A 21,805-nucleotide genomic window follows, 5' to 3' on the forward strand; every position below is an offset into this window, starting at 1 on the left:
TGGCTGCGTTGGCGGCCAGCCTCTAAGCTCTTCCCGAATGCTCCCGCACCATGGGAGCGCAACGCAGCGAGGCAACATGCAGCAACAAGTCATCATCATCGGCGGCGGCGTCGTCGGTCTGACATCGGCCTGGTGGCTGGCCGAGGCCGGCTACAGGGTCACCTTATTGGAACGCAATGAACAGGTGGCGATCGCCGCCAGCTACCGCAATGGCGGTCAGCTCAGCTATCGCTATGTGGCGCCGCTGGCGGACGCGGGCGTGCCCTTCAAGGCCCTGCAATGGCTGCTGCAGAAAGACGGTCCGCTGCGCTTCCGCCCCGAGGCCGACTGGCGCCAATGGCGCTGGATGGCCAGTTTCCTGCGCAATTGCAACAGCGCCAGCAATGCCCGCACGACGGCCAAGCTGCTGCAACTGGGAGAATGGAGCCGCGCCGGCATGGCCCAGCTGGAATTGACGGTGCCGCCGGAAGCGTATGCCCGCCGCGATGCGGGCAAGCTCATCGTCTACCGCTCGCCCGCCATCTTCCAGCGTGCCGTGGCGCGGCCCGAATCGGAAGAGGCGCGTGTCGTCCTGTCGCCGACGGAAGCCGTGCAGCGCGAACCGGCGCTGGCCGCCTTGCAGGGCTCCCTGGCGGGCGGCATCTTTACGCAGGGCGAAGCGGTGGCCGATTGCCACGCCTTTTGCCTGGCGCTGGAAGCGCGCCTGCTGCAGCACCCGAATTGTTCACTCTTGTTAAAAGGCGAGGCGCGCCGCCTCGTCACGCACAAGGGCAGGATCACGGGCGTCGACACCAGCCTGGGCCTGTTGCAAGCGGACCATTACGTGCTGGCGGCCGGCATCCAGAGCCGCGACCTGGCCGCCACGGCAGGCATTTACCTGCCCCTGTATCCGTTGAAGGGCTACAGCCTGACGGCGCCCATCCGCGCCCAGCACCGTGCGCCCGAGATCAGCATCACGGATTTCGAACGCAAGGTGCTGTATGCGCGCATCGGCAGCGACCTGCGCGTGGCCGCCATGGTCGACATGGTGGGCGCCGACAACAGTATCGACTGGGGCCGCATCGCCGGCCTGACGCGGCTGGCGCGCGAAGCCATGCCGCACGGCGCCGACTACGACCAAGCCACGGCCTGGGCCGGCCTGCGCCCCGCCACGCCGAACAGCGCGCCGCTGGTGGGCGCCAGCAAAGTGGCAAACTTGTGGCTGAACGTGGGCCATGGCCCGCTGGGCTTTACCTTTGCCGCCGGCACGGCGCGCATCCTGGCCGACCTGATGGCCGGCAAGGCGCCGCCGTTCGCGCTGGACTTCCTCGCGCCTCAAAAATAGGCGGACTGGCGGCAGCGGCGACCGGCGCCGCCGTTATGGCGGATAATTGCGGAACTTTTCAGTTCCCCTATTTGCCAGCGCATGCCCACACCCTCGACATCTGCCGCCTGCCCCTGTGGCGGCGCCTCCTACGCCAGCTGCTGCGGCCCGTATATCGCGGGCGACGCCTTGCCGCCCACGGCCGAAATCCTGATGCGTTCGCGCTACACGGCGTTTACCTTGCGCGACGAGCCATATCTGCTTGCCACCTGGCATGCCAGCACTCGTCCCACCGACGCTTTATTTGCCGAAGAAGAAAAAGTCCACTGGCTGGGACTTGAGGTAAAATCTGCTTTACGTTTACGTCAACGTAAAGCAGAATCAGACGATCAAGCCGAAGAGATACACCGCGACACTGTCGAATTCGTGGCCCGCTACAAGGTCAACGGCCGCGCGCACCGCCTGCATGAAGTGAGCCGCTTCGTGCGCGAGGCGGACAAGAGCGGTGATGGCGCCCTGCGCTGGTTTTATCTCGACGGCAGTTTTCCCGAATAGCGCGACCCGAGAGACCGGGCGATAATAAAAAGGAACCGCAATGCCGCACATCGAAAGCAAACTCAATCCGCGCAGTGAAGATTTCAAGGCCAATGCCGCGGCCATGCAAGCCATCGTCGACGATTTGCGTGACAAGGTGGAAAAGATCGCGGCCGGCGGCGGCGAAGCGGCGGCCGCCAAGCACCTGGCACGCGGCAAACTGCTGCCGCGCGACAGAGTGCAGATGCTGCTCGATCCCGGCACGCCCTTCCTCGAGTTTTCCCAGATGGCGGCTTATGCCATGTACCAGGACGCCAAGGGTGTCGATGCGGCACCCGCCGCCGGCATCATCACCGGCATCGGCAGGGTCTCGGGCCAGGAATGCGTCATCGTCTGTAACGACGCTACAGTCAAGGGCGGCACGTATTACCCGATGACGGTCAAAAAGCATTTGCGCGCCCAGGAAATCGCCGACCAGAACAACCTGCCGTGCATCTACCTGGTCGACTCGGGCGGCGCCAATCTGCCGAACCAGGACGACGTCTTCCCGGACCGCGACCATTTCGGCCGCATCTTCTACAACCAGGCGAATCTGTCGGCCAAGGGCATCCCGCAGATCGCCGTCGTGATGGGTTCTTGCACGGCCGGCGGGGCCTACGTGCCGGCCATGAGCGATGAATCGATCATCGTCAAGGAGCAGGGCACGATTTTCCTCGGCGGCCCGCCGCTGGTGAAAGCGGCCACCGGTGAAGTAGTGACGGCCGAAGACCTGGGCGGCGGCGACGTGCACACGCGCTTGTCCGGCGTGGTCGACCACCTGGCGCAGAACGATCTGCATGCGCTGTCGCTGGCGCGCACCATCGTCTCGAACCTGAACCGCACCAAGCCGCAGCAGATGGACTTGCGTGCATCCGTCGAGCCGAAATACCCGACGCAGGAACTGTATGGCGTGATCCCCGTCGATACGCGCAAGCCGTTCGACGTGCGCGAAGTCATTGCGCGCATCGTCGACGGCAGCGATTTCGACGAATTCAAGGCCCGCTACGGCACCACCCTGATCTGCGGCTTTGCGCATATCTATGGGGTCAAAGTCGGCATCATCGCCAACAATGGCATCTTGTTCTCGGAATCGGCGCTGAAAGGCACGCATTTCATCGAATTGTGCTGCCAGCGCAAGATCCCTCTCGTCTTCCTGCAAAATATCACGGGCTTCATGGTGGGCCGCAAATACGAAAACGAGGGCATCGCCCGCAACGGCGCCAAGATGGTGACGGCTGTCGCGACGGCCGCCGTGCCGAAATTCACGGTCATCATCGGCGGCAGCTTCGGCGCCGGCAACTACGGCATGTGCGGCCGCGCGTTTTCCCCGCGTTTCATGTGGATGTGGCCCAATGCACGCATTTCCGTCATGGGCGGCGACCAGGCCGCTTCCGTGCTGGCGACCGTCAAGCGCGACGGCATCGAAGGCAAGGGCGGGCAGTGGAGCGCGGACGAGGAAGCGGCCTTCAAGCAGCCGATCAAGGATCAATACGAACACCAAGGCCACCCCTACTATGCCACCGCGCGCCTGTGGGACGATGGCGTGATCGATCCGGCCGATACCCGCATGGTGCTGGGCCTGGGCCTGTCGGCCGCGCTCAACGCCGAGATTCCGGACACGAAGTTCGGCGTATTCCGCATGTAACGGGCAATAAGGAGCGAAGACCATGGAATTTGAAACCTTAAAGCTGGTCATCGAGGGCAATGTCGCCACCGTGACCCTGAACCGTCCCGATGTGCGCAATGCCTTCAACGAGACGACGATCGCCGAACTGGCGCGCGCCTTCGAGGGCCTGGGACGCAGCGACATGGTGCGCGCCATCGTCCTGGCGGCGAATGGCGCGGCCTTTTGCGCCGGTGCGGACCTGAACTGGATGAAGAAGATGGCAGGCTACACGCATGCCGAAAACCAGGCCGACGCGCTGCAGCTGGCGCAGATGCTGCGCACGATTTACCTGTGTCCCAAGCCCGTCGTGGCGAAGATCCAGGGCGACTGTTATGCGGGCGGCATGGGCCTGGTCGCCGCATGCGATATCATTCTGGCTGCGGAAGACGTGCATTTCTGCCTGAGCGAGGTGCGCCTGGGACTGATCCCGGCCACTATTTCACCGTATGTCATCAAGGCCATGGGCGAAAACGCGGCACGCCGCTATTTCCTGACCGCGGAGCGATTCTCCGCGCAAGAGGCGCTGCGCATCGGCTTTGCCCACGAGGTAGTCGAGGCAAGCGCGCTGGACGCGAAAACGGCCGAGGTGCTCAAAGCGCTGACGGGCAACAGCCCGCACGCTGTGGCGCAAGCGAAAACGCTGGTGCGCGAGATCGTCGGCCAGCCGGTCGACGACGCGCTGCTGGCCGACACGGCCGAGCGCATCGCGCAAATCCGCGCCTCGGAGCAGGGACGCGAAGGCGTGCAATCGTTCCTCGACAAGCGCAAGCCGAGTTGGCTCATGGGCTAGCAATATCATTGGAGCAGTTTTGAAAGCAGAAAAACAATCGGGCTGGGTCGAACGCAGTCTGCGCAGCGTGTGGCATCCGTGCACGCAAATGCAGCATCACGAGACTGTACCGCTCATCCCCGTCAGCCATGGCCGCGGCGCCTGGCTGTATGACCACGAAGGCCGACGCTACCTGGACGCCATCAGCTCCTGGTGGGTGAACCTGTTCGGCCATGCGAATCCGCGCATCAATGCGGAACTCAAGGACCAGCTGGACCGCCTGGAACACGCCATGCTGGCCGGTTTCACGCATGAACCGGTGATCGAACTGTCGGAAAAACTCTCTGCCTTGACGGGCGGCGTGCTTGGCCACAGCTTTTACGCATCCGATGGGGCATCGGCCGTGGAAATCGCCCTGAAAATGAGTTTTCACGCATGGCGCAACAGCGGCAAGAGCGAAAAACAGGAATTCGTCTGCCTGAAAGGCAGCTACCACGGCGAAACCATCGGCGCGCTGGCCGTCACCGATGTCGCCCTGTTCAAGGATGCCTACGGCCCGCTGCTGCGCGCCACGCAGACGGTGATGTCGCCCGACTTTCGCCAGGCAGCCGAGGGCGAGACCGCCGAGGACGTGGCGCGCCGCGCGGCCGCCGAAGTCGAGCAGCTGTTCCAGCAAAAAGCCGACAAGATCGCCGCCATCATCATCGAGCCGCTGGTGCAGTGCGCGACCGGCATGGCCATGCACGACCCGCTGTATTTGTCCCTGGTGCGCGCCCTGTGCGACCGCCATCAAGTCCATTTGATCCTCGATGAAATCGCCGTCGGCTGCGGCCGCACGGGCACCTTCTTTGCGTGCGAGCAGGCCGGCATCTGGCCCGATTTCGTCTGTCTCTCCAAGGGCATCAGCGGTGGCTATCTGCCGCTGTCCCTCGTGATGACGCGCGAAGATATCTACCAGGCGTTCTACAGCACCGACGTGCGCCGCGGCTTTTTGCATTCGCATTCGTACACGGGCAACCCGCTGGCCTGCCGCGCCGCGCTGGCGACCCTGTCGATTTTCGAGGAAGACGATGTGCTGGCAGCCAACCACGTACGCGCTGAAAAAATCACGCGCGCCCTGGCGCCGCTGGCGCAGCACGAGCGCGTAAAACACTTCCGCCAGCAGGGCATGATCTGGGCCTTCGATGCGGTGGACGCTGCCCCGGATTTTTCGCGCCGCTTCTTCAGCACGGCGCTGGAACACGAACTGTTGATGCGCCCCATCGGCTCCACCGTCTACCTGATGCCGCCGTACATCCTCGACGACGAAGAAATCGCGGGCCTGGGCCAGCAAACGCTGGCCGTCTTCAATCATGTGATCGGGGCCTGAGATGGAACTGATCGCGCGATTACAACTGCAGCTGCAAGGGCTGGAAGAGCGTAGCCTGATCCGCCGCCGCCGCACCGTCGACACGCCGTGCGCGCCGCGCCTGACGGTGGATGGGCGCGAGATGCTGGCCTTTTGCAGCAATGACTACCTGGGCCTGGCCGCGCATCCGCGCATCGTCGCCGCGCTGAAAGAGGGCGCCGACCTGTATGGCGCCGGCAGCGGCGCTTCGCACCTGATCAGTGGCCACAGCCGCGCCCACGCGCAGCTGGAAGAACGCCTGGCCGCTTTCGTGGGCGCCAACCTGGAACAGGCGCGTGCCCTGTATTTCTGTACAGGCTACATGGCGAATTTAGCTGTGCTGACGGCCCTGTCGGCGGGCGATCCGGACGCCGAGATTTTTTCGGAAGCGCTGAACCACGCCTCGCTGATTGACGGCACGCGCCTGGCCCGCGTCAAGACGCGCGTGTATCCGCACGCCGACCTCGATGCCCTGGCGGCCCTACTGGCGGCCAGCACGGCACAGACGAAAATCGTCGTCACCGACAGCGTCTTCAGCATGGATGGCGACCTGGCGCCGCTGCCCGCGCTGCTGGCCCTGTGCGAGCGCTATGGCGCCTGGCTGGTGGTCGACGATGCGCACGGCTTCGGCGCGCTGGGAGCCGATGGCCGTGGCGCGCTAGAACATTTCAATCTGCATTCGCCCTACCTCGTGTATGTGGGCACCCTGGGCAAATCGGCCGGCGTGGGCGGCGCCTTTGTGTGCGCGCACGAAGCCGTGATCGACACCCTGATCCAGAAGGCGCGTCCTTACATCTTCACCACGGCGGCCCCACCCGCGCTCGCGCATGCGCTGCTGGCCAGCCTGGACATCATCGCCGGGGAAGAAGGACAACAACGCCGGGCTCACCTGGCGGCGCTGGTGGCGCAGTGGAATGACGGCTTGCAGCTGCGGCGCTGGCAAGCGTTGCCGTCATTGAGCGCCATCCAGCCCGTCATCATCGGCGAGAATGCGGACATGCTGGCCGTCGCCGCCCAACTGTACCAGCAGGGACTGTGGGTCGGCGCCATCCGCCCGCCCACCGTGCCAGTTGGTACGGCGCGCCTGCGCGTGACCCTGTCGGCCGGCCACACGGCGCAGGAAGTGGCGCAATTGATCAACGCAGTCAACACCCTGGAAAGGACTCGCCATGAGCCTTGATGACCCTATCGTGGCGGACGTGCTGGCGGACCTGGCGCCGGCCGTGCAAGCGGCGCCGGCGGCCACCGGCCTGCCATCGCGCTTTGCCTGTTTCGTCACCGGCACCGACACGGAAATCGGCAAGACCCTGACCTCGTCGGCCCTGCTGCACGCGCTGGTCGCGCGCGGCGTGCGCGCCTGCGGCATGAAGCCCGTGGCCGCCGGTGCCGAAATGCGCGACGGCGAACTGCATAATGAAGACGCCGACAGCCTGATCGCCGCCGGCAACGTCACCATGCTGCGCAGCCTGACGACGCCCTACATGCTGAAGGAACCGGCCGCCCCGCACATCGCCGCCGCGCTCGAAGGCGTGAGCATCGAGTCCGTGCCGATCCTGGCCGCCTACCTGGAAATCGCCGCCGCCTCGGACGCCGTCGTGGTCGAAGGCGTGGGTGGCTTCCGCGTGCCGCTCTCCAGCGATTTCGATTCAGCCGACCTGGCGCAGCAGCTCGATCTGCCCGTGATCCTCGTCGTCGGCATGCGTCTGGGCTGCATCAGCCAGGCCTTGCTGACAGTGGAAGCCGTCGAAGCGCGCGGCTTGACGGTGATCGGCTGGGTCGCCAACACCCTGGAAGTGGAAATGCGCTTCCTCGACGAAAATATCGATGCGCTGATCGAGCGCATCCCGGCGCCGCTGCTGGGCAGGGTGCCGCGCCTGGCGCAGCCGAGCGCGGAAGCGGCGGCCGCGTATCTCGATTTCACCGGCTTGCCCAACTGGCCGGCGCAACAGAATTAAACCGAACACTTAACGTAGCTAAAAAATAGAAGCGAAGGAATCACCATGTCCGTAGTCCAAGAAGCAGCAAAAACCGTCGAACTGCACCGCCCTGCGGCGCGCATCACCCTGCCCGAAGCGGCCACCTGGCCCATCGATGATGTGCTGGCCCTGTTCGACCTGCCATTCAATGACCTGATGTTCAAGGCCCAGCAAACCCACCGCGCCAACTTCCCCGATGGCGACGTGGAACTGGCGACCCTGTTGTCGATCAAGACGGGCGGCTGCGAGGAAGACTGCGGCTACTGCCCGCAGGCGGCCCGCTACGACACGGGCGTGGAAGCGAAAAAAATCCTCGACATCGACACGGTACTCGACGCGGCCCGCCAGGCGAAAGCCAATGGCGCCACGCGCTTCTGCATGGGCGCCGCCTGGCGCGGCCCGAAAGACCGCGACATGGACAAAGTCGAAGAGATGGTCAGCAAAGTGAAAGCGCTGGGCCTGGAAACCTGCGCCACCCTGGGCATGCTGGAAGAGGGACAAGCGGACCGCCTGAAAAACGCGGGCCTGGACTTCTATAACCACAACCTCGATACGGCGCCCGAGTTCTACGACAACGTCATCTCGACGCGCGAATACCAGGACCGCCTGGATACCCTGGGCCGCGTGCGCGAAGCGGGCTTGAAAGTATGCTGCGGCGGTATCGTCGGCATGGGCGAGACGCGTCTGCAACGCGCGGGCCTGATCGCCCAGCTGGCCAATCTGAACCCGTATCCGGAATCGGTGCCCGTGAACCACCTGGTGCAGGTGGAAGGCACGCCGTTGTTTGGCCTGGAAGCGCTGGACCCGTTCGAATTCGTGCGCACGATCGCCGTGGCCCGCATCACCATGCCGAAAGCGCGCGTGCGTTTGTCGGCCGGCCGCCGCCAGATGGGCGAAGCCGTGCAAGCGATGTGCTTCCTGGCTGGCGCCAACTCCATCTTCTACGGCGACAAGCTGCTCACCACCGACAACCCGGAAGCGGAAGACGACCGCGTCTTGCTCGGCAAACTGGGCTTGCAGACGCGCGGCGCCATGCTGGAATCGGTACAGAAAGAGAAGTGCGGCTGCTGATGACAGCCTTGTCGGGTTACGCCGTGCCGGCTGACCCGACCTACGAATACCGCCTCACCAATGCGTAGGTCGGCTTAGCGCAAAGCGCGTAAACCGACACACCAGCAGACAAGGTCCGCCAAGAGACAGCTGCCCCTTTTTGAGAGAATAGAGAGAGACCATGTTCACTAAAATCCTGATCGCCAACCGCGGCGAAATCGCTTGCCGTGTCGCCGCCACCGCGCGCCGCATGGGCATCCAGACCGTCGCCGTGTATTCGGAAGCGGACGCCAATGCCAAGCACGTCGCCGTGTGCGACGAAGCCGTATTGATCGGCCCCGCGCCGGCCAAGGAAAGCTATCTGTGCGGCGACAAGATCATCGCCGTGGCGCTGGCGACAGGTGCGCAGGCGATCCACCCAGGCTATGGTTTCCTGTCCGAGAACGCCGACTTTGCCGACGCCTGCCACGCTGCGGGCCTGGTCTTCATCGGCCCGCCGGCATCGGCCATGCGCGCCATGGGCTCGAAGTCGGCCGCCAAATCGCTGATGGAAAAGGCCAATGTGCCGCTGGTGCCCGGCTACCATGGCGAGGAACAGGATGCGGACTTCCTGCACACGCAAGCCGACAAGATCGGTTACCCCGTGCTGCTGAAGGCGTCCGCTGGCGGTGGCGGCAAGGGCATGAGAGTCATCGAGCATTCCGATGATTTCAAGGCCGCGCTGGCCTCGTGCAAGCGCGAAGCGATCAGCTCTTTCGGCGACGACAAGGTGCTGGCCGAAAAATACCTGTCGCGTCCGCGGCATATCGAAATCCAGGTGTTTGCCGATACCCTGGGCAACTGCATCTACCTGTTCGAGCGCGATTGCTCGGTGCAGCGCCGTCACCAAAAGGTGCTGGAAGAAGCGCCGGCGCCGGGCATGCCGGCCGAACGCCGCGCGGCCATGGGCGAAGCGGCCGTTGCCGCCGCCAAGGCCGTCGGCTATGTCGGCGCGGGCACGGTGGAATTCATCGCCAATCAGGATGGCTCGTTCTACTTCATGGAGATGAACACGCGCCTGCAGGTCGAACACCCGGTGACGGAAATGATCACCGGTACCGACCTCGTGGAATGGCAATTGCGCGTCGCCTTTGGCGAGCCGCTGCCGAAAAAGCAAAGCGAACTGACGATCCACGGCCACGCCATCGAAGCGCGCATCTACGCGGAAAATCCGGAGAAGGGCTTTTTGCCATCGATCGGCACCCTGCGCCACATGCAGTCGCCTTCGGCCGTCACGTTCGAACTCGGTGGCACGGTGGTGCCGGCCCCCGTGCGCATCGATTCGGGCGTGCGCAAGGGCGACGCGATCTCGCCATTCTACGACCCGATGATCGCCAAGCTGATCGTCTGGGGCGCGGACCGCCGCGAAGCGCTGGCGCGCATGGCGCAAGCACTGGCCGACTACCAGATCGTGGGCCTGGCCAGCAATATCGCCTTTTTGAAACGCCTCGTCGAAGGCCAGGCATTCGCCAGCGCCGACCTCGATACGGGCCTCATCGAGCGCAATCAAGCATCGCTGTTCCCTGCCCTGCAGGCGGCGCCTGACACGGCCCTGGCGCTGGCGTCCGTCGCCTTGCTGCTGGAAGAAAAAGCGGCGGCCGAAACGCAATCGGCCAACCGCGCGGACCCGTGGGGCAATGCCCTGGGCTGGCGTTTGAACAGCACCCTGGGGCGCAGCCTGTCGTTCGCCGATGAATTCACGCAGGCGGGCGAGGGCCAGGCCTACGCGGCGCGCGTTGCCTACAAAACGGATGGCTGGCTGTTCAACGGCCTGCCCTTGAGCCTGACGGCGCACACAGGCAACGAGCTGCATATCAAGCTCGGTGAGCGGGCCGTGCATGGCACCGTGCTGCGCGACGGTGAGCAGTTCCACGTATTTACCAACGGCTTGCACTACACCCTGCACTACAACGATCCGATGGCGCATGCGGGCGAAGTGGAAGCGGAGGGCGGGCGCCTGACGGCGCCGATGCCGGGCAAGGTCGTCGCCGTACTGGTGAACAAGGGCCAGGACGTCAAGAAGGGCGAGCCTCTGGTCATCATGGAAGCGATGAAGATGGAACACACGATCGCCGCGCCGCACGACGGCCTGGTGGAAGACGTGCTGTATGCGGTCGGCGACCAGGTGGCCGATGGCGCACCGCTGCTGGCCTTCAAGGCAGCCGCATAGAGGTAAGCACATGCGCATCCTGTTACAACGTTCGGACGGCAAGGAAGCGGCGTGGATCAGCGACTTCCGCGACTTGCTGCCCGAAGCCGAGATTGTCTTCTGGCGCGAAGGCGAAGCGGTTGAACCATGCGACTACGCCGTCGTGTGGCAGCCGCCCGCCGCCATGCTGCCCGAGCTGGCCAAGGTCAAAGCCATCTTCAACACGGGCGCCGGCGTCGACGCGCTGTTGAAATTTGGCGACGCGCTGCCGGCCCACGTGCCACTGGTCCGCCTCGATGACGCGGGCATGGGCGTGCAAATGGCCGAATATGTAAGCCATGCCGTGCTGCGCCACTTCCGCCGTTTCGACGATTACGAGGCGCAGGGCCGCGCCGGCATCTGGCAGCCGCTGCCCGCGTTCGACAAGGCGGACTTTCCTATCGGCGTGCTGGGCATGGGCGTGCTGGGCACGCGCGTGCTCGAAGCGCTGGCGCAGTTCGAGTTCCCGCTGCGTGGATGGAGCCGCAGCCCAAAACATGCCGATGGCGTGCAATGCTATGCAGGCGAAGAGGGGCTCGATGCCTTTTTGCGCGGCACGCGCGTGCTCGTGTGCATGCTGCCGCTCACGCCCGACACGCACAACCTGCTCGACCGCGCACGCCTGTCGATGCTGCTGCCGGGCGCCTATGTCATCAACGTGGCGCGCGGCGCGCTTATCGCCGAACCGGATTTGCTGACGCTGATCCGCTCCGGGCATATCGCGGGGGCGACCCTGGACGTGTTCCGCAACGAGCCGCTGCCGCAGCAGCACCCGTTCTGGCAAGAACCCCGCATCACCATCACGCCGCATATTTCGGCCGCCACCCTGCGCCGCGAAAGCGTGGCGCAGATCGCCGCCAAGATGCGCCGCCTGCAATCCGGAGACTCTGTCGCCGGCATCGTCAACCGTTTGCAAGGATATTGAGATGAACCCTACTACCAGTCTGCCCAAGCAGGTCAAGATCGTCGAAGTGGGTCCGCGCGACGGCCTGCAAAACGAAAAGGAAACCATCAGCGCCGCCGTCAAGATCGAGCTGGTCGACCGCCTGACCCAGGCCGGCTTCGTCAATATCGAGGCGGCGTCGTTCGTCTCGCCGAAATGGGTGCCGCAGATGGCCACCAGCGCGGAAGTGATGGACAAGATCGCGCGCCGCGCCGGCACGATTTATTCGGCGCTGACGCCAAACATGCAAGGCTTTGACGCAGCGCTGGCGGCGAAGGCCGATGAAGTGGTGATCTTCGGTTCCGCGTCCGAAGCGTTCTCGCAAAAGAACATCAATTGCTCGATCGCCGAATCGATCGTCCGCTTCGAAGGCGTGGCGAAAGCGGCCAAGGAACACGGCCTGCGCCTGCGCGGCAGCATCAGCTGCGCCTTCGGCTGCCCCTACCAGGGAGACGTGCCGCTGGACGCCGTGGCCGACGTGGTGGGCCGCATGCGCGACCTCGGTTGCGACGAGATCGACATCGCCGACACCATCGGCGTGGCCACGCCACGCAAGACGCAGGCGGTGATGGAGCGCGCGATTGCCGCCTTCCACGTGGGCGGGCTGTCCGGCCACTTCCACGACACCTACGGCCAGGCGCTGGCGAATATCTACGCCAGCCTGGAAACGGGCATCGCGATCTATCACTCGTCCGTGTCCGGCCTGGGCGGCTGCCCGTACGCCAAGGGCGCCACCGGCAACGTGGCCACCGAGGATGTGCTGTACATGATGCAGGGGCTGGGCATCGCCACCGGCATCGACCTGGACCTGGTGGTGGACGCGGGGCAGTTCATCTCGCAGCAGCTGGGCCGCAAGGGATCTAGCCGTGCGGGCAATGCGATCGCGGCGAAGCGCGCAGGCTGAAATTTGGGGTCAGACCCTCAATGCCGCTGGCGTCAAGCTCAGTGCCAACACATCCGGGGGTCTGACCCCGGCAGTGAAGACTCCTGCAGTGTGAATGCAGTGCTCCGTACGGACGAAAAAAAACCCAAGAGCCGAAACTCTTGGGTTTTTTTCTACAAATTTGGTCGGAGTACAAGGATTCGAACCTTGGACCCCCTGGTCCCAAACCAGGTGCGCTACCGGGCTGCGCCACACTCCGAAGACCAAGATAATACAGGCCGTATCGACTTCGGTCAAGGGTCAGGTGAAACTCTCTGTAAATTATTTACGCGCGGCACTGAGACCCATGTATTTTTCAACATGCCGGAAATATGCGACACTGGCTTGGCAAGTTTTCCCGATCAGACATGAAGGCGACGACGGCAATGGAGTTCAGGATAGAAAGAAGCGGCGGCGGCCAGCCCATGCCGAGCCGCCGCGGCATCGTGCTGGGCATCGCCGTGTCCTTGCTGCTGCATGGCGCATTGATCACTCTGTGGCGCCATGTGCAGCCAGCCGCGCCACCGGACACGGCCCCGCGCGTGGAGTCGATCGCTGTGTGGATACGTCCGCTGGCCGCCAAGCCGCCCCCGCCGCCCGTCGAAGTCGTCAAGCCGAAGCGCGAACCAAAACCCATCAGCAAGCCGAAACTCGCCACGACCCGGGAAACGCCGGCGGCGCCCACGGCGCCAACATCGAGCCCGCAATCCGTCACGGTCGTGCCGGCATCACCGGCCACGCGGGCGGCCAGTCCCGATACCGCCAGGCAAGAAACCCCGGAAACGCCAAAGTTCGACATGGAAGCGGCCAGGAAAACGGCGCGCAAGATGGCCGGCGAGCGCGATCCATCCAAGGTGGGTACGGCCGTGGGGCAAATCCCCGACAAGCCGCTGCAAACGGAAACCCAGCTGGCGCGCGACATCGCGCAGGGCAAGCGCGGCGATTGCCGCACCGCCTACTCAGGCGCAGGCTTGCTGGCGCCCGTGTTGATGTTGCTGGACAAAAAGGATAGCGGCTGCAAGTGGTGAGCCTGACAACATACCCAGATTGGGTACGACCATACCCAATCTGGGTATTTCGCGGTCACTTTATTCCTGCCCCTTCAACTGCAACGCCCGCTCATACAGGGCATTCTTCTTGCGGCCCGTGATCTGTGCTGTCAAATTCGCCGCCTGCTTGACGCTGCATTCGGCCAGCAGGATATTGAGGATGCGCTCCGCTTCCACGTCTTCCGCGTCCTGCGCTTGCGTCGCGCCTTCGAGCAGGACGACGAATTCTCCCTTTTCGCGGTGCGCGTCAGCACGTATCCACGCTTCCGCCTCGGACAGGGGGCAGCGGTGGATTTCCTCGAACAGTTTCGTCAGTTCGCGCGCGAACACCACCTGGCGCGTCGGTTCGAACGCTTCCACCAGGGCCGTGGCACAATCGAGGATGCGGTGCGGCGCCTCATAGAACACCATGGTGGCCGTCACGCCGCGCAGGCTGTGCAGCATGTTTTCGCGCTGCTTGGCTTTCGCGGGCAGGAAGCCGACAAAGTAGAACTGGTCGTTCAACAGGCCGCTGGCGGAAATGGCGGTGATCGCCGCCGACGGGCCGGGCAGGGGCAGCACGCGCAAGCCGGCCGCGCGCACGGCATCGACGATGCGCGCGCCCGGGTCGGACACGGCGGGCGTGCCGGCGTCGGAAACGAGGGCGATGCGCTCGCCGGCGTGCAGGCGGGCGATCAGGGTCTGCGCCACTTCGCGTTCGTTATGTTGATGCGCCGCAATCAGGGGCTTGTTCAAGCCAAAGCGCGTCAGCAGGTGCGCCGTGTTGCGCGTATCTTCACAGGCGACGGCGTCGGCAAGGCTCAGCAGATGCAGCGCGCGAAGGCTGATATCGGTCACATTACCGATCGGCGTGGCCACTATATACAATGTTGCGATAGGATAGACCTGGTGCGCCGCCTCTGTCATGATGGGCAGGCTGGCGATGGAACTGATTTCTTGTACGGTCATTTTGGAGGTTAAATGCTTGCTAATAGTGTGAAGTTACTGCTTGTTTGTGCCGCGACCGGCATGCTGAGCGCTTGCAGCACGCCTTGCGACGCGCCCGGGCAATTGTGCGCGCCTATTGAATCTAACACAAGGGCGCTGCCGCCACCGAAGCCGCTGCCACCGCCCGTGCCGCCCAAGCCGCCCGCGCCCGAACCGGTGACGTTTGCCGTGGCCGTACCCGATATTACCGCCTACGACGGCAATGGCGCGCCGCTGGCGCCCATCAATACCAAGCCGGCGACCGGCACGCCGCAGGACATGCCGGCCGCCACAGCGCCGGCGCCGTCCGACGGCAAGGTCCACCACATCGGCCTGCTGCTGCCGCTGCGCTCCGCTTCCCTGGGCCCGGCCGCCGAACTGCTGCGCGCCGGTTTCATGGCCGCGTATGAGCGCGACCGCAGCGGCTTTGAAGTGACGGTGATCGACACGGGCGACGGCAGCAGCGACGTGCTGAACAAGTTTGCGCAAGCACAGGAAGAACAGGACATCGTCGTCGGGCCTTTGTCGCGCTCGGCCGTCACGGCCGTGGCGAACAGCGACCTGGTACGCAAGCCGACGATCGCCCTGAACCACCCCGACAACCGCGGCGAGGCGCGCCTGCCGGCCAAGCTGCTGGTGATGGGTTTGTCGATCGAGGCGGAAGCGCGCCAGGTCGCCGCCTGGGCCGCCAGCGAACAGCCGGGCGCCAGCGCGCTGGTCCTGTCGGCCGGTTCGCCCTCGCAGCGCCGCATCAGCGCCGCCTTCAAGCAGGAATGGCTGCGCCAGGGCGGCAAGATCGAGACGATGGACTTGACGGCCACGAATGGCTACCTGAGCGATGCCGAGCTGGTGCAGCTGCGCGCGCGCCTGGCCGCCACGCCGCCGGGCCTGCTGTTTGCCGCGCTCGACGCCGACCAGGCGCGCCAGCTGCGCGTGGCCATCGGCAGCGATCTGCCCCTGTATGGCACCTCGTCCTTGAATCCCGGCGCCGGGCGCGGCGCCAGCGGCCCCGAGCTCGACGGCGCGCGCCTGCTGGACCTGCCATGGCAAGTGCAGCGCGACCATCCGCAAGTCATGGTGTATCCGCAGCCGCCACAACCGGCCGACGCCCGCCTGACGGCCGACATGGAACGGCTGTACGCGCTGGGCATCGATGCCTTCCGCGTGGCGCGCGAAGTGGCGCTGCGGCCGAACGCGCCATTTACCCTTGATGGCGTGACGGGCCGCCTGGCCGTGCGCTTCGAGAATGAGCAAAGCGTATTCGAACGCACGGAACAGGCCGCCACCTACCAGCAAGGCGTGCTGGGCACCTGGCCACCTGCCGCGCCGGCGCCTGTCGCCGTACCGCCGGCCCAATAAGGACACGCCATGCCACCCCTGCCTTTCCAGAATAAACAGGCACGGGGACGGCAAGGGGAAGACGATGCGCTCGCGTATCTGCTGCTGCAAGGCCTGGTGCTGCTGGAGCGTAACTATCTGTGCAAGGGGGGCGAGCTGGACCTGATCATGCGCGATGGCGCATCGGTCGTCTTCGTCGAAGTGCGGCTACGCAGCAGTGCAGCCTTCGGCGGCGCCCTGGCCAGCATCACGCCAGCCAAGCAACGGCGCATGACGGTGGCCGCGCAAACCTGGCTGCTGGGGCAAAAGACCGTGCCGCCGTGCCGTTTTGACGCGCTGGCCATCGATGGCGGGCGCATCAGCTGGCTGAAGAACATCCTCGATATGTAAGCATTTTTAACAGTGCTTGTCCGCCATGCCGCGCGCCTGCACTATAATCGGCAGACTATGAATAATCAACGCATCCTCTCGCACTTCCACGAAAGTGCCGAACTCAAGATCCAGGCCGCCACCGTACTGGCGCAACCCATTGCGCAGGCGATCGACCTGATGTTTTATGCATTGTCCAACGGCAACAAGATTCTCGCCTGCGGCAATGGCGGTTCCGCCGCCGACTGCCAGCATTTCGCAGCCGAGCTGGTGGGGCGCTTCGAACGCGAGCGCTTTCCGCTGCCGGCCCTGGCGCTGACGACGGATACGTCGATCCTGACGGCCGTGGCCAACGACTACAGCTACCGCGAGATCTTCTCGAAGCAGGTGCAGGCCTTCGGCCAGGCCGGCGACATCTTGCTGGCCATTTCCACGTCGGGCAATTCGGCCAACGTGATGGCCGCCGTGGAAGCGGCGCTCGAGCGCGAAATGCGCGTCGTGGCGCTGACGGGCAAGGACGGCGGCGCCATCGGCAAGATGCTGACGGACGCCGACGTGCATATCTGCGTGCCGGCCGAGCGCACGGCGCGCATCCAGGAAGTCCACCTGACCACCATACATTGCATCTGCGACGGCATCGACGTCGCGCTATTCGGAGGAGACGTGAATGACTAAATTCGGTACTGGCCCAGGCTGGAAACGCGTACAACGCCCATTGGCCACCGCACTGCTGTGCGGCGCCATGCTCACCTCGCTCACCGGCTGCATCGAATTGATGGTCGGCGGCGCGGTGATGGGCGGCGTTGCCGCAGCGGACCGCCGCACCCTGGGCGCCCAGACCGAAGACAAGTCGATCGCCGTCAAAGGCGAGTCGCGCATCCCCTCCATCACCGGCGACGTGGGCCATGTGAACGTCACCAGCTTCAACCGCCGCGTCCTGCTGACGGGCGAAGTGCGCGACGAGGCGATGAAAAATGCCGTCGAGCGCGAAGTGCGCAATATCGAAGGCGTGGAATCGGTGGCCAATGAATTGATCATCGCCGGTCCGGCCAGCTACACCTCGCGCTCGAACGACGCGCTGATCACCACCAAGGTCAAGGCCAGCCTGGTCGACATGAAAACCATCTCGGCCGCCTCGTTCAAGGTCGTCACGGAAAACGCCACCGTCTTCCTGATGGGCCGGGTCACCCAGCGCGAAGGCACGGTCGCGGCCGACGTGGCGCGCGGCGTGGGCGGCGTGCAGAAAGTAGTCAAGCTGTTCGACTACATTTCGGAATCGGAACTGAAGCAGTTGCAGCCCGATCCGGCGCCAGCACGCACCACCAGCACTGGCGACACGGCGCAGCAATAAACGCCTCCTCCGTTTGACCTACGGCTTTGATGCGGCGATATGGCTATAATGGCCGCATCGCCGCGCTTTTCAAGTAAAAACCATGTCAACTTCGCCATCCGCAAGCAAGTCCTGGGTCAAGCCAGCCCTGATCGCCGTCTTCGTGGCGGGCGTGGCCGCCGCCGCTTATCTGTCGCTCAATGACAAGCAAAGCGCACCGGACGTGACCTTCCACGGCATCCATGGCGAAAAAATCACGTCGGCCAGCCTGCGCGGCAAGGTCGTAATGGTCAATTTCTGGGCCACCTCGTGCACCACCTGCGTGGCGGAAATGCCGGACATGGTCGACACCTACAACAAGTACAAGGGGCAGGGACTGGAATTCGTGGCCGTGGCCATGAAATACGATCCGGCCAACTACGTGCTGAACTTCGCCGAAACGCGCCAGCTGCCGTTCAAGGTGGCGCTCGACGTGACGGGCGAGGCGGCCAAGGCGTATGGCGACGTGGCCCTTACGCCCACCACCTTCGTGCTCGACAAGCAGGGCAAGATCCTCAAGCGCTACGTGGGCAAGCCGGAATTCGCGGAACTGCACAAGCTGCTTGAATCTGCTATCGCCGGCTAAGGCTCGGCACCGCACAAAACCTTGTTGCCAAGTGTTATCAACCTGTTATAACCTTCCCAGGCGTGATCCCACTCCCCTTGTGAAGGCCAGCCGTGCCCCTAGCCGCTCAATCGCTCGACCCGCAGCAACTGAAAACCTGGCTGCTCGCCACCGGCAACAAGGACGCCTCCGCGTTCCGCCAGCTATATAACTCCACCTCATCGAAACTGTTTGGCTTCGCGCTGCGTATATTGCATAAGCAAGAGCTCGCAGAAGAAGCCTTGCAAGAGGGTTTCGTCGCCATCTGGAACAACGCCGCCACGTATCAAAGCCATCTGGCGGCGCCGATGACCTGGATGGCCACCATCGTGCGCAACAAGGCGTTCGATGTGCTGCGGCGCAGCGACGATACCGTGGAAATCGATGCCGAACAGTTTGATAGCGAAGTCATGAATGCACTCCGAGACCCCCAAGCCACGCCGATCGAATCACTGCAACTGAGCGGTGACGCCAAGGCGCTGGCGTTTTGCATGTCCGCCCTGGAAGGGCTGCACCGGCAGGTGGTCGCCCTGGCGTTCTATCACGACCTGTCGCACAGCGAAGTGGCGCAGCAGATGTCGCTGCCGATCGGCACCGTGAAGACCTGGATACGCCGCAGCCTGGAACGGCTGCGCACGTGTCTGGCGAAACGGGAGGCATCATGAATATCCGCGGCAATGACGTGCTGCGTCAGAAACTGGCGTCCGAATACGTGCTCGGCACCTTGAAAGGGGGCGCGCGGCGGCGTTTCGAAGGCTGGCTGCACAACGACGCCGACTTGCGCAATATCACGGCCGAATGGCGCCAGCGCCTGGAACCGATGGCCGAATTTGCCACGCCCGTGGCGCCGCCCAAGCGCGTATGGCAGCAGATCGAGCAGCGCCTGCACCTGAAGCCGCAGGGCGGCTGGTCCTTGTTCCGCGATTCCCTGTCGTTCTGGCGTTCGCTGGGCATGGCCTCGAGCGCCATCGCCGCGCTGCTGGTCATCGTCGTGGCCACGCGCGTAATGGATGCACCGCAAATCAGCTATGTGGCCAGCCTGACGGACGAGAAAGCGCAAACGGCCCTGCTGTTGACGGCCGACAGCCGCCACGGCGCGCTCGAGGTGCGCATGGTGGGCAACGCACCCGTGCCGAGCGATAAGGATCTGGAACTGTGGGCCGTGCCGAAGAGCGGTAACCCGCGCTCCCTGGGTTTATTAGCCGACAAGGGCAACGTGAAACTGGCCTTGTCCCAGCGCGCCATCGGCAGCGACGTGGCCCTGCTGGCCGTCACCTTGGAGCCGAAAGGCGGTTCGCCGAATCCGGACGGACCGACGGGGCCTATCTTGTACAAGGGTAACTGGGTGAAAATCTAACCCGAAGGCAAAAATCCGGGGTCAGTCCCTTCGGGATCGGAATTTGCCCCATTGGGACAAATTCCCCCGCCGGGTCTGACCCCAGCAGTTGATTTAGGGTGTCGGTTTATTTGGGATATAGAATCATCTGCGTGCAGCGGAACAAGGCAATCGTCTTGCCCGTTTCCTTGCTTTTCACCACGGCATCCCACACTTGCGTGTTGCGGCCCTTGTGCTCGACCTTGGCCGTGCAGGTGAGCGTGCCTTCGCGGGCCGTGCCCAGGTGGTTCGATTTCAATTCGATGGTCGTGAAATTGCTGGCGCCTTCAGGCAGGTTGACGATGCAGCCATAGCCGGAAGCCGTGTCAGCCAGGGTCACCACGCTACCCGCGTGCAAGTAGCCGTTCGGCGCCAGCAGATGCGGCAGCACGGGCAATTCCGCCGTCAGCTGGCCGTCGCCCACTTCCGTGATGACGATGCCCAGGTGGCCGGGCAGGCGGCCCGTGCCGCGTTCATTCAACATTGCTACGGTGATCTCGGGATTGCTCATGCTGGTCCTTGTGCGGGTGAGTCCGGGATACGCCGGAACATACTATGATGATAGCAACTTTCCCGGCAACGGTCTGGCGGCCGCTTATTTCCGGCCGCGCCGCCGTTTCCACCACACCAATGTCCCCGTCAGCAGGAACAGCAGCGGCATCAGGCCGAAGGCGGTAATAAAACTGCGCCCGGCCACGCCAAACGCCTGGCCCGAATGCAGGGGAAATTGCCAGCCCAGGAAGACGTCGCCGGCCGGTGCCCGCAAGGGATCGCGTATGCGCAGGGGCAAGCCGCTGCGCGCGTCGAGGGTGATGCGCGTGGCACCGTCGCCCTCGGCGATTTCGCCAGGCTGGCGCACGCGCACGTCATACGGCTGGTCCTTCTTGGCCGGCAGCACGATGCGCGACACGCGTGCCTGCGGATACAGCTGCTGCGCGGCGGCCATGGCCTGGCCCGCATCGAGCAGGTCGCCATCCTGCCGCAGATTTTTCAGTTTGGCCTTGTCCGGCGCCGTCGAGACGAGCTCCACCAGCGGCACGATCAGCTGCGGCAAATTGAAATAGATACCGGAAAAAGCGAGCATGGCCAGCACGGGTGCGGCAAAAAAGCCGGCCGCCTTGTGAAACGTGTAGTTGAAGCGGGGCCAGGAACCGCCATGCGACACCGTCAGCGCGCGCTTGATCGCCGTCCACTGCAGGCGCGGCCACCACAGATAGATGCCGCTCAAGGCCATCAGCAGCAGCATCACGCCCGAGATACCCGTAATGGTTTTACCCACTTCGCCCGACAATAAATAACGGTGCAAATGAAACATGCCCGACATCAGCAGCGGGCGCGTGAGGCCGAAACGGCCCCAGTCGCGCTCGCCTTTGACTTGCAAAGTGTAGGGGTCGACCATCACCTGGCGCACGATGGCCTGGCTGAAGGGCGACGGTTTGCCGGCCTGGCGGTACGAGGCCACGTACACGTCGCGCGCATCGGCGGGCGGATTGAGCTGGGCCGGCTTGCCGTAGGCGGGGTCGGCCGAGAGCCCATCGACCACCGCTTGCACCGTGCGCGGCGTCACCTGGAACACCTGGCCGGGCGCGGGCGTGCTCGCCTGCAACAGGGTCGGATTCAGATACGCATCGAGCTCCGGCATCCAGGCGATGGCGGAACCCGTCAATCCCAGCAGGACGAACAGGGCGCCGAACCACAGGCCCGCATACAGGTGCAGCTTGGCGAACAACCACTTGATCGGGCGTTTGGACATGGGGAGGCGACTCGGGGAAATTTGGGCTGCAGAACGATAGCATGAAAGCTCCGCAGTGAAAATCATGCGCAGGCAGGAAACGGCAAACGCAACAACACGCTCACGGGAACATTGAAATCAGGTGGAAACGAGCGTTTCGGCACCATCATCGAGCGCATCGGCATCG

General features: G+C 64.1%; 22 protein-coding genes and 1 tRNA gene. 19 read left to right on the forward strand and 4 right to left on the reverse strand.

All coding sequences use genetic code 11. The features are described 5' to 3' along the window. Positions 1-37: 37 nt before the first annotated feature. The 11 genes from JAB6_RS12725 (at position 38) to JAB6_RS12775 (ending at position 12,798) form a co-directional block, all read left to right on the forward strand. Complete coding sequence (locus JAB6_RS12725) at positions 38-1,324, forward strand: D-amino acid dehydrogenase (protein WP_083292706.1); 1,287 nt, start codon at positions 38-40, stop codon at positions 1,322-1,324. A gap of 81 nt (positions 1,325-1,405) precedes the next feature. Next, positions 1,406-1,858 (forward strand): YchJ family protein, encoded by a 453-nt coding sequence (locus tag JAB6_RS12730; RefSeq protein WP_070303139.1) that lies wholly within the window; start codon positions 1,406-1,408, stop codon positions 1,856-1,858. A gap of 40 nt (positions 1,859-1,898) precedes the next feature. Continuing rightward, positions 1,899-3,521 carry a carboxyl transferase domain-containing protein gene (locus tag JAB6_RS12735; RefSeq protein WP_070303140.1) on the forward strand — a complete coding sequence of 541 codons (1,623 nt, stop codon included), beginning with the start codon at positions 1,899-1,901 and terminating at the stop codon, positions 3,519-3,521. 22 nt (positions 3,522-3,543) lie between these two features. Next, complete coding sequence (locus tag JAB6_RS12740; protein ID WP_035823218.1) at positions 3,544-4,332, forward strand: enoyl-CoA hydratase/isomerase family protein; 789 nt, start codon at positions 3,544-3,546, stop codon at positions 4,330-4,332. Positions 4,333-4,351: 19 nt separating this feature from the next. Further along, a complete protein-coding gene (gene bioA / locus JAB6_RS12745; RefSeq protein WP_070303141.1) occupies positions 4,352-5,680 on the forward strand; it encodes an adenosylmethionine--8-amino-7-oxononanoate transaminase in 1,329 nt (442 codons plus the stop codon). Between the two features lies 1 nt (position 5,681). After that, positions 5,682-6,878 carry an 8-amino-7-oxononanoate synthase gene (gene bioF, locus JAB6_RS12750; RefSeq protein ID WP_070303142.1) on the forward strand — a complete coding sequence of 399 codons (1,197 nt, stop codon included), beginning with the start codon at positions 5,682-5,684 and terminating at the stop codon, positions 6,876-6,878. Continuing rightward, positions 6,868-7,653: a dethiobiotin synthase gene (bioD, locus tag JAB6_RS12755; RefSeq protein ID WP_070303143.1), complete on the forward strand. Its 786-nt coding sequence runs from the start codon at positions 6,868-6,870 to the stop codon at positions 7,651-7,653. Before bioF ends, bioD begins: the two co-directional genes overlap by 11 nt. A 45-nt stretch (positions 7,654-7,698) precedes the next feature. Beyond that, positions 7,699-8,745, forward strand: a complete 1,047-nt coding sequence (gene bioB, locus JAB6_RS12760; RefSeq protein ID WP_070303144.1) for a biotin synthase BioB — start codon at positions 7,699-7,701, stop codon at positions 8,743-8,745. A gap of 160 nt (positions 8,746-8,905) precedes the next feature. After that, positions 8,906-10,933: an acetyl/propionyl/methylcrotonyl-CoA carboxylase subunit alpha gene (locus JAB6_RS12765; protein ID WP_070303145.1), complete on the forward strand. Its 2,028-nt coding sequence runs from the start codon at positions 8,906-8,908 to the stop codon at positions 10,931-10,933. Positions 10,934-10,943: 10 nt separating this feature from the next. After that, the gene (locus JAB6_RS12770) at positions 10,944-11,876 is read left to right on the forward strand and encodes a glyoxylate/hydroxypyruvate reductase A (protein ID WP_070303146.1); all 933 of its coding nucleotides are present in this window, start codon (positions 10,944-10,946) and stop codon (positions 11,874-11,876) included. A 1-nt stretch (position 11,877) separates the two neighbouring features. After that, entirely contained in the window at positions 11,878-12,798 is a 921-nt protein-coding gene (locus JAB6_RS12775) for a hydroxymethylglutaryl-CoA lyase (protein ID WP_070303147.1), read from the forward strand. Between the two features lie 161 nt (positions 12,799-12,959). On the opposite strand, the gene JAB6_RS12780 is transcribed toward JAB6_RS12775, so the two are convergent. Beyond that, positions 12,960-13,036, reverse strand: a tRNA-Pro gene (locus tag JAB6_RS12780). Positions 13,037-13,241: 205 nt separating this feature from the next. Between JAB6_RS12780 and JAB6_RS12785 the strand changes: the two genes are divergently transcribed. Further along, a complete protein-coding gene (locus JAB6_RS12785) occupies positions 13,242-13,844 on the forward strand; it encodes a hypothetical protein (protein ID WP_070303148.1) in 603 nt (200 codons plus the stop codon). A 60-nt stretch (positions 13,845-13,904) separates the two neighbouring features. Here JAB6_RS12785 and rsmI read toward each other — a convergent pair whose 3' ends face one another. After that, entirely contained in the window at positions 13,905-14,813 is a 909-nt protein-coding gene (rsmI, locus tag JAB6_RS12790; protein WP_070303149.1) for a 16S rRNA (cytidine(1402)-2'-O)-methyltransferase, read from the reverse strand. A 165-nt stretch (positions 14,814-14,978) separates the two neighbouring features. On the opposite strand from rsmI, the gene JAB6_RS12795 reads away from it, so the two are divergent. From JAB6_RS12795 to JAB6_RS12825, 7 genes are all read left to right on the forward strand, one after another. Beyond that, the gene (locus JAB6_RS12795; protein ID WP_083292707.1) at positions 14,979-16,190 is read left to right on the forward strand and encodes a penicillin-binding protein activator; all 1,212 of its coding nucleotides are present in this window, start codon (positions 14,979-14,981) and stop codon (positions 16,188-16,190) included. Positions 16,191-16,199: 9 nt separating this feature from the next. Then, a complete protein-coding gene (locus JAB6_RS12800) occupies positions 16,200-16,559 on the forward strand; it encodes a YraN family protein (RefSeq protein WP_058049121.1) in 360 nt (119 codons plus the stop codon). Between the two features lie 57 nt (positions 16,560-16,616). Further along, entirely contained in the window at positions 16,617-17,213 is a 597-nt protein-coding gene (locus tag JAB6_RS12805; RefSeq protein WP_034752465.1) for a phosphoheptose isomerase, read from the forward strand. Next, positions 17,206-17,889: a BON domain-containing protein gene (locus JAB6_RS12810; RefSeq protein ID WP_034752466.1), complete on the forward strand. Its 684-nt coding sequence runs from the start codon at positions 17,206-17,208 to the stop codon at positions 17,887-17,889. Before JAB6_RS12805 ends, JAB6_RS12810 begins: the two co-directional genes overlap by 8 nt. An 82-nt stretch (positions 17,890-17,971) precedes the next feature. Further along, positions 17,972-18,493 (forward strand): peroxiredoxin, encoded by a 522-nt coding sequence (locus JAB6_RS12815; protein WP_070303151.1) that lies wholly within the window; start codon positions 17,972-17,974, stop codon positions 18,491-18,493. Between the two features lie 92 nt (positions 18,494-18,585). Next, on the forward strand, positions 18,586-19,176 hold the full coding sequence (locus JAB6_RS12820) for a sigma-70 family RNA polymerase sigma factor (protein ID WP_070303152.1): 591 nt from the start codon (positions 18,586-18,588) through the stop codon (positions 19,174-19,176). Continuing rightward, entirely contained in the window at positions 19,173-19,868 is a 696-nt protein-coding gene (locus tag JAB6_RS12825) for an anti-sigma factor (RefSeq protein WP_070303153.1), read from the forward strand. Before JAB6_RS12820 ends, JAB6_RS12825 begins: the two co-directional genes overlap by 4 nt. Before the next feature lie 106 nt (positions 19,869-19,974). Here the strand turns inward: JAB6_RS12825 and JAB6_RS12830 are convergent, their stop codons facing one another. Together JAB6_RS12830 and JAB6_RS12835 are read right to left on the reverse strand one after the other, a co-directional pair. Next, a complete protein-coding gene (locus JAB6_RS12830; protein ID WP_034782761.1) occupies positions 19,975-20,397 on the reverse strand; it encodes a PaaI family thioesterase in 423 nt (140 codons plus the stop codon). A gap of 84 nt (positions 20,398-20,481) precedes the next feature. Next, complete coding sequence (locus JAB6_RS12835) at positions 20,482-21,639, reverse strand: PepSY domain-containing protein (protein ID WP_070303154.1); 1,158 nt, start codon at positions 21,637-21,639, stop codon at positions 20,482-20,484. Positions 21,640-21,805 lie beyond the last annotated feature (166 nt).

The organism is Janthinobacterium sp. HH104 (assembly GCF_001758715.1).
GTDB lineage: Bacteria > Pseudomonadota > Gammaproteobacteria > Burkholderiales > Burkholderiaceae_D > Janthinobacterium > Janthinobacterium aestuarii.